Annotated in this window: 15 protein-coding genes and 1 other annotated feature; of the genes, 1 reads left to right on the plus strand and 14 read right to left on the minus strand. The window is 41.2% G+C overall.

Features of this window, described 5'->3' with window-relative positions; all coding sequences use genetic code 11:
- Positions 1-2 precede the first annotated feature (2 nt).
- The 12 genes from minC to MHH41_RS12460 all read right to left on the minus strand — a co-directional run bounded on the left by minC (position 3) and on the right by MHH41_RS12460 (position 12,261).
- Positions 3-686 carry a septum site-determining protein MinC gene (minC, locus tag MHH41_RS12410; RefSeq protein WP_284906797.1) on the minus strand — a complete coding sequence of 228 codons (684 nt, stop codon included), beginning with the start codon at positions 684-686 and terminating at the stop codon, positions 3-5.
- Between the two features lie 54 nt (positions 687-740).
- A complete protein-coding gene (mreD, locus tag MHH41_RS12415; RefSeq protein ID WP_034661648.1) occupies positions 741-1,259 on the minus strand; it encodes a rod shape-determining protein MreD in 519 nt (172 codons plus the stop codon).
- Positions 1,256-2,155 (minus strand): rod shape-determining protein MreC, encoded by a 900-nt coding sequence (mreC, locus tag MHH41_RS12420; RefSeq protein ID WP_050943652.1) that lies wholly within the window; start codon positions 2,153-2,155, stop codon positions 1,256-1,258. Before mreC ends, mreD begins: the two co-directional genes overlap by 4 nt.
- A 27-nt stretch (positions 2,156-2,182) precedes the next feature.
- Positions 2,183-3,202: a rod shape-determining protein gene (locus tag MHH41_RS12425; protein ID WP_003216532.1), complete on the minus strand. Its 1,020-nt coding sequence runs from the start codon at positions 3,200-3,202 to the stop codon at positions 2,183-2,185.
- A 90-nt stretch (positions 3,203-3,292) separates the two neighbouring features.
- Positions 3,293-3,967, minus strand: coding sequence for a RadC family protein (radC, locus tag MHH41_RS12430; RefSeq protein WP_034620589.1), 675 nt, complete (start codon positions 3,965-3,967; stop codon positions 3,293-3,295).
- Between the two features lie 48 nt (positions 3,968-4,015).
- Positions 4,016-4,585 carry a Maf family protein gene (locus tag MHH41_RS12435; RefSeq protein ID WP_003216355.1) on the minus strand — a complete coding sequence of 190 codons (570 nt, stop codon included), beginning with the start codon at positions 4,583-4,585 and terminating at the stop codon, positions 4,016-4,018.
- A gap of 177 nt (positions 4,586-4,762) precedes the next feature.
- Positions 4,763-5,782, minus strand: coding sequence for an SPOR domain-containing protein (locus tag MHH41_RS12440; protein ID WP_003216728.1), 1,020 nt, complete (start codon positions 5,780-5,782; stop codon positions 4,763-4,765).
- Positions 5,783-5,951: 169 nt separating this feature from the next.
- Entirely contained in the window at positions 5,952-6,671 is a 720-nt protein-coding gene (locus MHH41_RS12445; protein WP_284906795.1) for a prepilin peptidase, read from the minus strand.
- Positions 6,672-7,434: 763 nt separating this feature from the next.
- Positions 7,435-7,665 (minus strand): DUF3951 domain-containing protein, encoded by a 231-nt coding sequence (locus tag MHH41_RS12450; RefSeq protein ID WP_212046182.1) that lies wholly within the window; start codon positions 7,663-7,665, stop codon positions 7,435-7,437.
- Between the two features lie 67 nt (positions 7,666-7,732).
- The gene (locus tag MHH41_RS18900) at positions 7,733-8,122 is read right to left on the minus strand and encodes a UPF0758 domain-containing protein (RefSeq protein ID WP_436918073.1); all 390 of its coding nucleotides are present in this window, start codon (positions 8,120-8,122) and stop codon (positions 7,733-7,735) included.
- 126 nt (positions 8,123-8,248) lie between these two features.
- Positions 8,249-9,547 (minus strand): bifunctional folylpolyglutamate synthase/dihydrofolate synthase, encoded by a 1,299-nt coding sequence (locus MHH41_RS12455; protein WP_340866679.1) that lies wholly within the window; start codon positions 9,545-9,547, stop codon positions 8,249-8,251.
- 71 nt (positions 9,548-9,618) lie between these two features.
- On the minus strand, positions 9,619-12,261 hold the full coding sequence (locus MHH41_RS12460; protein ID WP_321999437.1) for a valine--tRNA ligase: 2,643 nt from the start codon (positions 12,259-12,261) through the stop codon (positions 9,619-9,621).
- A 59-nt stretch (positions 12,262-12,320) separates the two neighbouring features.
- Positions 12,321-12,550 (minus strand) — a binding site (T-box leader).
- Positions 12,551-12,718: 168 nt separating this feature from the next.
- On the opposite strand from MHH41_RS12460, the gene MHH41_RS12465 reads away from it, so the two are divergent.
- Positions 12,719-12,907, plus strand: coding sequence for a hypothetical protein (locus MHH41_RS12465; RefSeq protein WP_003216497.1), 189 nt, complete (start codon positions 12,719-12,721; stop codon positions 12,905-12,907).
- Positions 12,908-12,941: 34 nt separating this feature from the next.
- Here the strand turns inward: MHH41_RS12465 and ysxE are convergent, their stop codons facing one another.
- Together ysxE and MHH41_RS12475 are read right to left on the minus strand one after the other, a co-directional pair.
- Complete coding sequence (ysxE, locus tag MHH41_RS12470) at positions 12,942-13,973, minus strand: spore coat protein YsxE (RefSeq protein WP_050943646.1); 1,032 nt, start codon at positions 13,971-13,973, stop codon at positions 12,942-12,944.
- Between the two features lie 37 nt (positions 13,974-14,010).
- A complete protein-coding gene (locus MHH41_RS12475) occupies positions 14,011-15,261 on the minus strand; it encodes a LysM peptidoglycan-binding domain-containing protein (RefSeq protein WP_340866405.1) in 1,251 nt (416 codons plus the stop codon).
- Positions 15,262-15,290: the final 29 nt, after the last annotated feature.

A 15,290-nucleotide genomic window follows, 5' to 3' on the forward strand; every position in this document is an offset into this window, starting at 1 on the left:
TTTCACATTCCTCCCTCAAGCCTTGTCAGATTAGGTCTTATATGAGCCAATTGCTGCAGGCGTTCAATGATCATGTTGCCATCTATATCTAAATAAGCACATTCCATTTCATTTCCATCTTCTTTTTGATCTGGTGCACGGTTAAACACTTGTGCGATACGAAGCTGTGTTGGAATCATACGAGATGCCGCAATGACAGCTTGTTTATTCCCATTACATCCAGCATGTGCCACGCCTTTTAAAGCACCGAGCACAAAAATATTTCCCCCTGCACGAATCGTTCCGCCAGGATTGACATCTCCTATTAATAAAAGATCTCCTTCGACATACAGCACCTGTCCAGAGCGCACAATTTTGGCTACAGAGGTAATGTCAGCCTCTGCTTTTAATCGTCTCGCCTCTTCAGTTGACATGACGTCACTTTCAATAGAGTGAATGACGAGATGTTCATTTTCAGAGACTGCTTCAGTCAAACGCATTTCCTGATCCTCTGTTAAATACCGAAAACCAAGCTTAATATGCACATTAACCTTATGACCTTCTCTTCCATCTGTATATTGCTCAAGTGAAAGAACCTCTCGCAAGCCAGAAAGAAGGTCATCAAACGAACAGTCATCATTTAACTGTAATGTTAATCCGTTTTTTGTACCTTTTATTGTCACATATTGCTGTTTTTGAGTTTTCAAGATGCTCACCTCAACAACATACTCATTTCGCCGTATTTGGACAAACTCCTGCTTTTATTCGTCGATCAGTCCTTGTTTCATGTTGATGAAAAAGAGCCTAAGCGGCACAACAAGTATGAGAGACGCAGCAGTATTTAAAAGAATCGTTGGAATAAAGCGTTCGATGACATACGTATTAAACGGCATAATCCCTGGTTGAATTGTCGCTTGAACGCCGTACACATAAAACTCCATCACGGAAACAGCAATAATCGACAGAAAGACGACCACTAACATATTCGTTTGCAAAACTTTAAAGGCTTTCGCTAGCAAATAGCAGAGCGCTCCAAAGCCAAACATATGAACACCAAGTATGCCTGTATACGAAATATCATATAAAAGTCCAAAGATAAAACCGAAAATCACACCATATTTTTGATTCACAAACGCCGTCATAAATACAAGTGCGAGTAAGATGAAATGAGGAGCTAAAATTTGATTGTCTGAAACAAATGGGAGCTTCACTAGATCGACAAAAATACTGTCAAATACGAAGATAAACAACATGACGAAAGCAAGAAGGACACGTCTCACGAGCCTTCCTCCTTCGTCAATTCAGATGCATCTGCCGTACTTGAGCTGCGATTCACCACAATCACACGGTCTAAATTGTTAAGTTCAGCCGCTGGTTCTACATAAATGATTTTTGTCAGGCCGTAATGATCTGGCTCGATTTCACTCACCTTACCAATCGTCAAGCCTTGAGGGAATACGCCCCCTGCTCCAGATGTTTCAACAAGATCTCCTTTTTTGACATCTCCATCTGCATCAGATTTCAGAATATTCATTGTCAGCATTTTTTTCTTACTGTCATAGCCGTTAATAATTCCGTTGAGTTCTTCTTTGCCCTTTTTCGCAAAAATTTTCGTTGAAATTCTATTATTTTGGTCAGTAGAGCTTAGCAACCTTACAGTCGAAGTAAAATTGTTGAGCTTATCACTTTCAATTTTCCCAATTAACGCACCACTCTCATTTGTGACCGCCATATCTTTGTCAACGCCTTGTTTTTTCCCTTTATCAATCATGATAAAGCTATCCCAAAGGGACGGGTTTCTCGCGATAACCGTTGATAGAATTGGCGTATAATCACGAATAGAGTTCACATAACCGAGCTGCTTGCGTAGCTTTTTGTTTTCATCTTCTAGTTCTTGTAGTTTCGCCTCATATTGGGTTTGTCCATCAAGTTTTTTTCGAAGACGTTCGTTTTCATCGTATGTGTTCTTTAAATCTTGTACATTCCCATAAATACCGGCAATAAATTGTGATGGTTTATGAAAGACACCTTGAAAAAAGCCTGTCGTATCCCCCACTAATTTTTCCGGCCATGAAGCACCTCTGCCGCTTTTCACTGAAAAACCAATCATGGCCACCAGTACGATGACACAGACAAGGAGCAACATTAATCTTTTATTCATAAAAAACTGCGGCATGTCTTACACCTCTTTATTTACGCCCGATTATCGATTATCTTTTGATTTTCCTTTGAACAAATGAATATGCTCTAGTGCTTTTCCTGTTCCGATCGCCACACAGTCAAGCGGATCTTCAGCAATAATAACTGGCATCTTCGTTTCATCACTAATGACTTTGTCAAGATTACGAAGCAATGCACCGCCGCCAGTTAAGACGATTCCACGGTCCATAATATCTGCTGCCAGCTCAGGCGGAGTTTTTTCAAGTGTCATTTTCACCGCATCAACAATTGTTTCCACTGTATCACGAAGCGCTTTTGCAATCTCATCTGCTGTAATCGAGATTGTTTTTGGCAGACCAGTTAAAAGGTCACGGCCCCGAATATCCATTTCATCATGCACATCAGGCTGCGCAGAACCAATTTCCATTTTAATAGCTTCTGACGTACGATCACCGATCATCAGGTTATACGTTTTACGGATGTAGCTGCTGATCGCATCATCCATTTCATCTCCTGCCACGCGGATTGATTGTGATGTCACAATACCGCCAAGAGAAATAATGGCTACCTCTGTTGTACCGCCGCCAATGTCAACAACCATACTTCCTGTTGGCTCCCATACAGGCAGGTTAGCACCGATCGCCGCAGCAAATGGCTCTTCAATCGGGTATGCGTCACGTGCACCAGCTTGTCTTGTTGCATCAATAACTGCACGCTCTTCTACAGCTGTAATACCAGATGGTACACATACCATCACGTAAGGTTTACGAGCAAAAAGCCCTTTGCCTTTTAATGCTTGATTAATGTAATATTTCATCATTGTTGCTGTCGTCTCGTAATCTGCAATGACTCCGTCTTTCATTGGGCGAAGTGCCACAATATTACCAGGTGTACGGCCAATCATGTTTCTCGCGTCATTTCCAACCGCCACTATAGACTTCGTATCAGTTTCCAAAGCTACGACCGAAGGTTCTCTTACAACAATGCCTTTTCCTTTAATAAAAACAAGCGTGTTCGCTGTTCCAAGATCTATTCCAAGGTCTTTTGTACCAATTCCAAACATATGTATGTATCTTCCTTTCTTAAACCAAAATTCCCTTTAGGGAAAAACTCATAAACTCTATTATATCGTAAAACATTGAAAAAAAAAGTGTTACAAATACCCTTTTTCCTTCAAACTCACAAATTTTTGATCACCTATGACCAGATGATCAAGCAGCTGTATTCCAATCAGCTTTCCACATTCAAAAAGTCGCTGTGTAACTTCAATATCTTCCCTGCTGGGCGTCGGATCTCCAGATGGATGGTTGTGCACACATATAAATGAAGCGGCCGATCGTTTAAAGGCTTCTTTGAAAATTTCACGCGGGTGAACGATCGATGAATTCAGGCTTCCAATAAACACGGTATGTTTATGAAGAACTTGATTTTTTGTATTGAGATAAAGACAAACGAAATTTTCCTGTGTCAAAAATCTCATATCTTCCATCACAAAGTTCGCTCCGTCTTCTGGTGTGCGGATCACATAGCGGTTATCCGTCGTTTGATGGTGTAATCTAGTGCCGAGTTCTAAAGCAGCTAAAAGAGAAATCGCCTTCGCCTTTCCAACTCCTCTAATCTTCGACATTTCTTCAATTGAGGCTTCTTTTACAGAGCGAAGACCGCCAAATGTTTGCAGAAGTCTTGCGGAAATTTGGAGAACTGATTCTTTTTTCGTGCCTGTTCTTAGAAGGATCGCAACAAGTTCATGATTTGACAAACTGCTGGGCCCGTATTTGATAAATCGTTCTCTCGGTTTTTCATCATGAGGGAGATGCTTTAGCAGCATAGGGAAATCGTTCAGGATGACCACTCCTTTTAGAATTCCTTCCTGTCTTCAAAAAGGGGTGATTCCAAAGGTTTCAAGCACTCTGACTGTTTTCGCAATAGGTAGACCGACAACGGAAAAATAATCACCATCTATTTTTTGAACAAACAGTGCGCCTTTCCCTTGAATGCCATAGCTTCCCGCTTTATCAAGGGGTTCGCCCGTATCGATATAGCGGTCTATTTCATTTTGAGTCAGCGTCCAAAATGTCACTTCTGTCTGTTCATAAAATGTTTCTTTTCTATTCTCTGACTGAACCGTGACACCCGTCAAGACTTGATGTGTCTTTCCTGATAATAATTGAAGCATAAAAGCCGCTTCTTTCTTATCTTTTGGTTTCCCAAGACATTTGCCGTCAATTGCAACAATTGTATCTGCACCAATGACCACAGCTTTGGGATTTAATCTTTGAATATCATTTGCTTTTTGTTCTGCCAACCATTGGACGTTCTCAGCAGGGGAAAGGTTTCGATTTATTTCTTCTTTTAAATGACTTGCTTGAATGTCATAAGAAAACCCTGCTAGATCAAGCAATTCTTTTCTTCTAGGTGATTGCGATGCGAGAATCAATTGGTTCATGTTTGTTCATCCTTTCAGGGTTTAGCCTAAGAAGTAAGATACCCATTCATCCTAGCAAATGTACATCTTACCGACAATTTACGAAAATTCATTTTTCATGTACCTTCATCATTATGTTGGATGCAAAAGAAAAAAACTAGTCATTTTTTGACTAGTTTCGTTTCTTAAAAAATGATTTTACGTATTTAATTGATCAAGCAATGCCTGCTGAGATTTCCATCCATTTTCAGCAGTTGGGTCATTTAAGAGCTGCACAGCTTTTAGCAAACTGCTTTTAGCCGGTGCATCCTCTGTTTTGGCACTTTCAAGCTCAGAAATTAGCTGCGTGACTTCCTTTTGATCCACTTCATCGCCTGCAATCACTTTGGATGATAATACAGATGCCTTTTCTATTAAACTAGTCAGCTCATCCGGCACTTGAAATGAGAGCTCCTTTCCTCCCCACGCCTCAAAGTGCTGATCAATCAATTTCTTCCCTACAGCGCTTGTCATCCCCTGCTCTGTCGCAAGCCCGGCAATGACATAATATCCATCATCCATGGAAACCTTTTTCCCAGCATATCCTGCATCTTTTAAACTGCCAACTAAGTCATCTGCTCCTTTTTCAGAAGAGAATTTCCCAGCCTGTACAACAAAGGTTGATAAACTGCCAGAGGCACTTTTTTCATCTTTGTTCTCTTTTGATTCATCTGTAGTACCTGCATTCGGCGCATCCCCGCCAGCTTTCATCGATGATTGATTTCCAGAACCAGATGCCGAGACACTGATATCTCCACCTGAAGGATTTGATGTACCATCTTGACTTAAACTAAGCGCAAACACCCCAAGGCCTGTCCCAAGAACGACCGCAAACACAATCGTTGTCATCACTCTCTTGAAGGGACCGCGATTTTTACCGAACTTCTGATCAAAGGAGCTTTTTTTCTTTTGATAAGGTGTGACGACTTTTGGATCAGAATGATAAATATGATCAGCAGCATCATCCCACTGGAAATCCTCTTCTTTCGGTTTAGACGAATCTTCCTGAGAAGCCGCTGTCTCCTGTTCCGAATGTCTCTTTTCCTCCCAATTCGAAAACGTCACTTGATCCTCTTGCTGTTTTGGCGGCTGATGATCATCTTCATGCACCATTTCTTCCTTGCCATTAATATTGACCTTTAGCCCTTGTTTTTTTGCCTGCCTCTTTTTCACTGTCATTCCCCGCTTTCTGACATGTTTGTAAGAAAGACCTTTTCTGTCCAATGAATCAGCGCGAATTTAACCCGTCCTTCTTTCTGTTTCACACTTTACCATAGCAGTAAAAAAAAAGAACAAGACTTTTGTCGGCAGGGCAAAAAAGTGTTCGCCAATTTTTTCACCCCTTCGACTAACCAAATTGAAACAAGACAGGAGCACCACAGAGATACAGCAAAAAAGAAATAGCGATCGAAGGAACAAAAGGGAATGGCTCGTTTACTCGAAAGGAAAAGACCTTTGCATAAACCATTCCAGCGATACATGAGAGAAAAAGCATGAGAAGGAACGGCTTGAAGCCAAAGCAAAACGCAAGCACACTGAACAGCTTCATATCAGCTCCGCCCAGACTATTCGGCTTAAAATAATCTAAACTAGAAAACAAAAGAATGCAAAAAATCAGAGAAGCCGCCCCTTCCCACCAGATAAGAAGCGGTTCCAGCGTGCGGTATATGACGAAAAGAGGGAAAAAGAAGAGAAACAGCTCGTTCGGCACCCTCATATAGAGAAGATCACTCACGACAGCAATCACGAATAAACTACAAAGAATCACAAGGAAAAGACTTTCAAACGAAACACCAGCGATCCTATAAATGAACAAAAAAAGACCGCCTGACAGCATTTCAATCGTTGGATAGAGCCAAGATAGCCGAATGCCGCAATGTTTACAAGACCCCTTCCATACAGCATAAGAAACGAGCGGGATCATCTCATGCAGGGATAGCGGCTGTTTACAGGCTGTGCAGTGAGATCGAGGAAGAAGAATAGACCGCTTAAGTGGCAGCCTTTCACCAACTAGATGAAAGAACGACCCCATGGTGATGCCTGCAAGAAACACAAAAATGCCAATCATATATCGCGGCTCCTTCCGGAAATAGAATATCCCGGATTGTACCATAGCGATTCACCTTGAACACCTAATGAAAATGTGATTTCCCCTCTCATTTACATTTCAAAAGAAAAAAAGACGCACATTACATACAACCAATTGCGTCTTTTGATTACCTTAAAATACGATTTCGGATATCTGAGAAAAAAGTGTTACAAATACCCTCCCCTTTTTCCTTCAAACTCACAAATTTTTGATCAAATATTACAAGTTAATAAAGCAAATATCCTAACAAGAAAGAGCACAAGATAGAAGTTTATCACTCCTTTATAAAATTCCCCTATAAATACACGTGTAGACAAACTCCCGCATTCGTTGTCTGTCCTGCGCGCTGATGCTCACGAATGTTCAATGCGCTCCGCAAAAGTAGATTTTCTTCCTAGACTTCAATGGTTTTCTATCACACTGAAAAGAAGACAAAAAATAAAGATCATTTTAGCCTTTGTCAACAATCTGAATGTTGAATAAGCAATTATTTTACGTCCGTTTTTTAAAGAAGAGTGTTAAAAATAACACAACATATTATCTCAATTACATAATATTTAAATAGAGGAAATAACAAGCCCCTACTATAAGTATTGAATATGGACTTATGTTCTAGTTAAAAAGAAATAAAATTCGTTTGAAGAGATGTTTATTTAAATATAAGGGGATGAATATGTCCCTGATAGACGTTATATAATTGGCTTTTTTATACAGGTGGATATAATTAATTATTTAATAGTGACTAGAACCTTTTTTCTTTATTTCTATCCTTATCATTACCTTGATTGTCTTCATTTTCGTCTTCATTTTGCTCTTCATGAAATTCAATACTGGTGTTTCCAGTAATATTGTCAAAGGGAGTATAGTGAACACCTATGCTTTTACCTAAAATAATTCGTTTAAAAAGGATTATAACTATTAAAACAACTACTAATAACATAAAAGAAAGAAGTACTCCACTGATAATAAACATGCTATCCTTCCTTTCAGATGAACCTTGCAGGAAAGCCTTTTAAAAATTAAATTATGTGATACATTTTTTATTTATTGTACCATATAATTACATTAAACCCAAAATAAACTATTATGTTTAAAGGCTTCTTTAAACATTTTGCGTGGGTGGACAATCGATGAAGAACTTGATTTTTTGTATTGAGATAAAGACAAACAAAGTTCTCATGTGTAAGAAATCTCACCTCTTCCATCACAACACAATTACGCCTCGCCCTCTTGTATACGAATGACATATTGACCGCCAAATAATTGCAGAAGTCTTGCGAATAATTGAAGAACAAATTTTTTGTGCAATTTCTTAAAAGGATCGCGACAAGTTCATGGTTTGACAAACTACTTGGACCATATTTGAAAAATCGTTCTCGAGGCTTTTCATTATGAAGAAAATGCTTGAGCAACATGGATAAACGGCCCATGCCGCTCACTCCATTTAGAATTCCTTCCCGTCATCAGCGAATTACCTTGAGTGCCTAGTAAACTCAATCTTTTACATTTCAAAAGAAAAAAGACGCACATTGCCTAAAAGCAATTGCGTCTTTTGACTACCTTAAAATACGATTTCGTATATCTGAAATAAAATAAAGAGAGCCTGTCACAAGGATCACCGCTGAAGGATCATCACTTTTTTTCTGAATGAACTCAAGCACTGTTCGAGGGTCATCGTCATACGATTTTGCCTCTAACTGACTGCATGCATAAAGCTTTTCCGCTGATTCAGCTCTTGGAAAATCAAATGAAACAAAATGGATAGAGGAACTAATGGCTTCAAGTTTTTGAATCATTTGCTTGTACGGCTTATCTTTTAAAGCACTAAAACAAACATGCACTTGTTTACTAGAAAAATGAGCTTGTACCGTTTCAATTAAACGGTCGATTCCTTCTTCATTATGAGCGCCGTCTAAATAAACTGGTGGATGGTCTTTGACTTTTTCAAATCTTCCAGCCCAAACTGCATGCCGAATACCTTCATATACCTGCTCTTCTGTCACGCTAATATAGCCTTCTTGCTCCAGCCATTCAATGAGTAGAACAGCAAGGGAAGCATTTTGCTGTTGATGCGTTCCGATTAACCCTGTTTCAAGCTGCGGATACTGCCTTTTTGATGTGCTTAACGTAAATCGTTCTCCTGTTTCTGTTGGCTGCTGATGACTGAAGGTACAAGTATCCTGTAATGAAATGCATTCCACCTTCTTTTCTTTTGCGATATTTTGAATGACCGCAAGTGCTTTCGGTTGATGAACTGCGGTGATCATCGGAATACCCTCTTTGATAATGCCCGCTTTTTCAGATGCAATTTGTTCAAGTGTATCACCTAGAATCGCCATATGATCATGACCAATCGATGTAATCGCTGTTAAGATAGGTACGGCAACATTTGTTGAATCAAGTCTTCCGCCAAGCCCTGTCTCTAATAGGACAAAGTCTACTTGCTGCACATCTGCAAAATAAGCAAATGCACATGCGGTAATGATTTCAAACTCTGTTGCTTCGCCAAGCTCTGTTTGATCTAACTCATCAACAAAAGGCTTGATTTTATTCACCAAACTCAGCCATTCTTCATCCTGTATAGGTGCTCCGTTCACGCTGATTCGTTCATTGAACGTTAAAATAAACGGGGAGGTGAAGGTGCCAACTGAATAGCCTGCTGCCTGTAAAACGGAACGAGTAAACGCAATCGTTGAACCTTTTCCATTTGTACCTGCAACATGTACCGCTTTTATGCGTTGTTCCGGATGGCTTAGTTTGTTCATCAGCCACTTCATTCTTTCAAGACCCGGTTTTACACCAAAGGCCAGTCTACTGTGAATCCACTCAATGGCTTCATGATAGGTTGTAAACAATGTCATCTCTCATTTCATCCGAAATTTTCAAAAAAGACGACTCCATTTTGTTAGGAGCCGTCTTTTCAACCTTATGCTTTCAGCTCTTCAATACGCTTTTGAACAGCTTCGCGTTTTGCGACATAGTCACGTTCTTTCGCACGCTCTTCTTCTACGACACTTTCAGGCGCTTTTTTCATAAAGCCTTCGTTGCCAAGCTTTTTCTGGACGCGCTCTACTTCTTTTGTCAACTTATCAAGCTCTTTTTGCAGACGAGCGATTTCCTCATCTAAGTTGATTAAGCCTTCAAGCGGCAGAATGAGCTCTGCTCCAGAAATAACAGCCGTCATCGCTTTATCACTAGCTGGGACATCTGTGCCAATTTCAAGTACACTTGGGTTCGTAAAACGCTCGATATATGAACGGTTTTTCTCTAAGCGTTCCTGCACATCAGATGTAGAAGCTTTAATGTAAAGCTCCACCTGTTTGCTCATTGGCGTATTCACTTCACTGCGGATGTTACGAACAGAACGGATGAGTTCCACGAGCAGCTTCATATCAGCAGACGCTTGTTCGTTTGAAAGCTCCGGCTTCACCTCAGGCCAAGCCGCTACAGTAATCGATTCACCTTCGTGCGGAAGATGCTGCCAGATTTCTTCTGTTAAGAATGGCATGAACGGATGAAGAAGTCTCATCGTCTGATCTAATACGTACGCAAGGATCGAACGAGTCGTTTTCTTCGCTGCTTCATCTTCTCCATAAAGCGGAAGCTTCGCCATCTCAATATACCAATCACAGAAATCATCCCAAATGAAGTTGTATAAATGTCTGCCCACTTCACCGAATTCATACTTGTCAGCTAGCTGTGTGACACTTTCAATCGTTTCATTTAAGCGGGTTAAAATCCATTGGTCAGCAACTGATTTTTCTCCTGTTAAATCAAGCTCATCATACGTTAAGCCATCCATGTTCATTAAAGCAAAACGTGATGCGTTCCAAATTTTGTTCGCAAAGTTCCAAGTGGATTCAACCTTTTCAAAGCTAAAGCGAAGATCCTGACCTGGTGAGCTTCCAGTTGCTAAGAAATATCTTAATGAATCTGCACCGTACTTGTCGATGACCTCCATTGGATCAATTCCGTTACCTAGCGACTTACTCATTTTACGTCCTTGCTCGTCACGGATCAGCCCATGAATCAGAACGTCTTTAAACGGTTTTTCTCCTGTGAATTCAAGACCTTGGAAGATCATGCGAGAGACCCAGAAGAAAATGATGTCATAGCCTGTAACAAGCAGGTTTGTTGGATAGTAGCGCTTGAAGTCTTCACTATCTGCATCCGGCCAGCCCATTGTCGAGAAAGGCCAAAGCGCTGAACTAAACCATGTATCAAGCACATCGTTATCCTGTTCCCAGTTTTCTATATCTTCTGGTGCTTCCAGTCCAACATATACTTCTTTCGTTTCTTTATGATACCAAGCTGGAATGCGGTGTCCCCACCATAGCTGACGAGAAATACACCAGTCACGGATATTTTCCATCCAGTGTAAATACGTCTTTTCAAAGCGGTCTGGAACAAATTGAACTTGGTCGTCCCCATTTTGAAGGTTAATGGCTTCGTCTGCCAACGGCTGCATTTTTACAAACCATTGAGTAGATAAATAAGGTTCAACGACAGCTCCGCTTCTCTCACTATGACCAACTGAATGCATATGGTCCTCAATTTTGAACAAAATACCCTCTTCTTGCAAGTCTTTTACAAGCTGTTTACGGCATTCAAAGCGGTCCATTCCTTTGTATTGCAGTGCATTTGCATTCATTGTGCCATCTTCATTCATGACAAGGATACGCTCTAAGTTATGGCGGTTTCCAAGTTCAAAGTCATTCGGGTCATGAGCAGGTGTAATTTTCACAGCTCCTGAACCAAACTCCATATCGACATAATCATCAGCAACGATTGGAATCTCGCGTCCTGTAATTGGCAAGACCACTGTTTTTCCAATCAAATGCTGATAACGTTCGTCATCAGGATGCACGGCAACGGCCGTATCTCCGAGCATTGTTTCAGGTCTTGTCGTCGCAATTTCAATTGAACCCGTGCCATCTGAAAGTGGGTATCTTAAGTGATAAAACGCGCCTTGAACATCTTTATAAATGACTTCAATATCAGAAAGTGCCGTTTTCGTCGCTGGATCCCAGTTAATGATGTACTCTCCGCGATAGATCAGCCCTTTTTCATACAATTGAACAAACACTTGGCGTACCGCTTTATTCAGACCTTCATCTAATGTAAAACGTTCACGTGAGTAATCAAGACCAAGTCCCATTTTCGCCCACTGACTGCGAATAAAGTCCGCATATTCTTCTTTCCATTTCCACGTTTCTTCCACAAATTTCTCCCGGCCAAGGTCATAACGGCTTACGCCTTCTTCGCGAAGCTTTGCCTCAACCTTTGCTTGGGTCGCAATACCGGCATGATCCATTCCTGGAAGCCATAGAACGTCATAGCCCTGCATCCGTTTCATACGTGTCACGATGTCTTGAAGGGTCGAATCCCATGCATGCCCAAGGTGCAGTTTTCCTGTCACGTTTGGTGGAGGAATGACGACTGTATATGGATCTTTCGTTTTGTCATTTTGTGCTTCGAAGAATTTCCCTTCAAGCCAGTACGTATAGCGGTCTTTTTCTATCGCATTTGGGTCGTACTTTGTTGGCATTTCTTGATTATTTGTTTCCATTTATGTAACCTCCACATTTTTTCGGCTGATGAAACATAAAAAAAGCCTTTTCATCCTTATAAAAGGACGAAAAAGCTTTTTCGCGGTACCACCTTTTTTCATGGAACACATAGACGTGTCCCATACACTCTAAAGGATAACGGGGTTCTCCCGAATTTCTCTACTTGTTCATTCAAGAAATTAAGCTCACAGGCGACCTTCCAAACAAGTGCATCCTAGGAAACCTTTCAGCTCATGGTCTCCCTCTCTTTAGGGTCTTGCTTGTACTCTTCCTGATCCACGCTTACGATATATCACGTTCATCAGCACATACTCATCTTTTATTTATATTACTAAATGCCTTTTGTTTTCGTCAATCATCTTTTCCGCTTTTCTTCTTCTTTATACAAATTGGGCAAGCACCCTTTGCCTCTTTGCTCATATGATAATAACAAAATGAAGAAGGAGGGCGTTTGCTTTGAAAAAGATCAATCCTTACACACTTCCCCCCTGGCTGAGACAAATTCGGGCAGTGGCCTCCCAAGTCGTTCTCCCGATTGCGATATTTCAAGGGTTTCGTACGATCATTTTCCCCACAACATTTGACGTCCTCATCCTAGGTATTCTCATTTTTCTCGCCTGCGCCTTTCACCTTGATTGGTTTTAAACACTCGCGCTTATGTACACACAAAATAACCTCGTCATTCCGCTGATGACGAGGCACTTTGTTCTTCTTCAAGCCGTCTAGCCTGCTCAATCTCGTGAATCTTCATGACGGTCGGCTCTGAATTTTTCATCTGCCAATACGCTCTTAACAGCTGTTGACAGCTTTCCATCTCATCCTGCCCGCCTGCTTCATAGGTTTTAACTGTATCAAACAGACCTTGCGGATAAGCAAGGTAACTAAGAAACAAATGAAGCTCTTCCTCCCGAAGAGGATTTCCTTTTTGGTACGTATAAAACAAGGAAGTGCATTCAGGACAAGACGTGGGATAGGTTTTGAATGTCCGATAGTAAAAGGTCAGAAGGTCATAAATGGGGGCGGCTTTTTTTGACCGCTCAAAATTGGTGAAATGTCCTGTACCCACATCATTATACAAAAAGTGATGAATCGACAGCTGCCCATGATTTAACACAACACGTGTTGTTTCTTTATCTTTCATTTCTTCATGCCAGTCTTCTAGTCGTTCGAGGGCAAATTCGCTGGCAGACATCGCCTCTGAAAAATACATCGCAGCAGCCAGTTCAAATGGCGACATATACCAAGTTTGCTCTGCCCGCTCTATGAATCGTTCATACATGTCTTTCTCTGTTTCCCATTTGGTCTTGATTTGTGTGTAGTGCGCTTCGATCTCTTGCTCTGTGATATCCATCATCACTTCAGTCCGCTTATGAAGTCTTGCAATCTCTTGAAATAAATATTCATGTTTATCGTCCTGCTCTTCTCTCTTTTCATTCGTCAGCCAAGGCATGAGATAGTATGCGTACTGGCTTTCACGATGACTTGAGAAAAAAGAACCGCTCTTCGTCCGATAAATCGGCACAAAAGAGCGATAGCCCTTTGATTCTAGTTCAAGCATTTGCTCTGTAAACTGCATATGCCTGTTGGCTTTTACTCGCTTTAAGGCAAATACGCCCTGCTTTGTATATACTTTGACGACAGCAGGACTGACAGGTTCAACGTATTCCGCCTCAAGCCCGTATTCGTATAGGACAGATTGGATCTCATCCACGTTCACTCACCACATTTTCTCGATCGGTCATCTCTTGTTAGGCATTGCTTTTTTGATATTCAGGAATATAAAGAATCTGCCCTTCTTCAAGCTCCGCATCCACCGATAATGAGTTTGTGCGAAGAAGCTGCTGCACATTCAACTGATATCGCTCACAAATACGATCGACCGTATCTTCTTGCTGAACTATACATATTTTCATGCGAGAAAAATCTTCCTCCTCCTGCTTAGCAAACAGCTTTGTTAAATAAAGAGAGTTTTCACTGCCAGACGTTTCTCTCACATCTTCTTCAAACTCCTCTTCTTCTTGAGCTGACTCATATACTTTTGGCGCTTCTCGTTCATATAACCGTCCGAGCTGGTACGTGTCATCCTGCGCCTCTTGCTCCTCTTCCACGTGATAAGCCGGTGATTCAAATACTGGATACGGCTGAACCGTTTCTTCCAGCTCTTCAGCTGCTTCGGGATCTTTTCTCACTTCCACCTCAAAGAATGTATCCTCCCGTTTCTCTTCTTCTAAGAGCTTAGGCGGTTCAAAAAATGGTGGTTCTTGCACCTGAGCTTCTGGTAAGGAGCGATAACCAAGCGCCACTTCTTCTTGGCTCTCCGATTCTTCCAGTTCTTCGGTTTCTTCTTCCCTACTCACCAGCTCTATCTCAATTTCTTCTTCCTGCTTTTCTTCTTCGGCGCGCGTGTCATGCTGTAATACAGCCTGATCCTCATCAATCTCACGTTCATAGTCTTGTAGCTCTTCTTGCTCTTCATTTTCTGGCTGCAGCTGATAATCGTAGGTCACGTCGCCATATTCTTCTTCAGAACGATGAACAAATTCATACGGCTCCTCTACAGGCGCTTGGGGCATTTCCTCGTCTAATAGACCCTCAATCGCCAGATCAGCTTGAATGGTGAGCAAACGATTTTCTGTCAGCTGGTAATCAAACGCATCAATAAACACAAACACATCATTTAAATGACTGATTTTGTTTTTAGGAATCGTGATATCGACTGGGAATTGATGCAGAAGCTCCGCCGTCCCGTCTTCTCTGACCTTCACCTCATCAGCTTCTCTGTATGATGCATAGGAACTCAATTCACCCAATAGCTCCTCTTGATTTATGTTGTATTCTCCTGTTAGCTCGAGTGAACCTCTAATCGAAACATAATCATTCACTTCTTGAACGAGAATGTCAGGATCGAGAGAAATAGACAGCAGCTCACTGACTTCCTGTCCGCTTTTGAAATAGATGGATTCTTCTACTGAAAACTGTAATCGATTGTTTTGAGACAAGTCGGTGTCCTCCTTTCATCTAATCCTTC

Source organism: Bacillus sp. FSL K6-1145 (genome assembly GCF_038003425.1).
GTDB classification, from domain to species: domain Bacteria; phylum Bacillota; class Bacilli; order Bacillales; family Bacillaceae; genus Bacillus; species Bacillus pumilus.